The sequence below is a fragment of the Shewanella gelidimarina genome (assembly GCF_023283945.1).
Classification (GTDB): Bacteria; Pseudomonadota; Gammaproteobacteria; order Enterobacterales; family Shewanellaceae; genus Shewanella; species Shewanella gelidimarina.
In genome coordinates this window covers 1-502 of the sequence record NZ_JAKIKW010000079.1, presented here as the reverse complement: position 1 = coordinate 502, position 502 = coordinate 1, and the positions used below count along the sequence as shown (strand labels likewise).

At 53.6% G+C, this 502-nt stretch carries 1 protein-coding gene; it reads right to left on the bottom strand.

Annotation, left to right across the window (positions count from 1 at the left end):
• Positions 1 to 502 (bottom strand): VCBS domain-containing protein (locus tag L2729_RS21585; protein ID WP_248990053.1); only part of this gene is annotated, 502 nt, incomplete at both ends.

Here is a 502-nt window from a genome sequence, read left to right as displayed (position 1 = left end):
GTTAGTGACAACCGGGACGTCGTTGGTACCCGTAATGATAACGGTGACAGTTTGATCGACATAGGCGCCTTTGTCATCCATGACACGGACCACAAAGGTCAATGTCTCAGAATCGCCTTCGGCTAATGCCTGGGTGTCGGCATCGTCATTGTTTAAGGTGTAGGTCCACTTGCCGTCAGCATCGACGGCGAAGGTGCCATAAGTGGTGTCCGGCGTGCCTTGTACTGACCACGTTTGCGTTGCACCAGTATCGACATCGGACGCGCTAAGTTGGCCTGTAGCTGTCGCGGTACCAGCAAGCACGGTACCGTCATCTTCATGACCGGCTTCGGTGACGCTGCCAGAGAGTTGATCGGCTAGGTTAGTGACAACCGGGACGTCATTGGTGCCAACAATGGAGATGATCACATTGTGACTGGCTGTGCCATCAGCACTGGTGACAGTGATGGTACGGGTCAGTGTTTCGCCCGCTTTAAGTGACTGCACATCAATATGGTCGTTA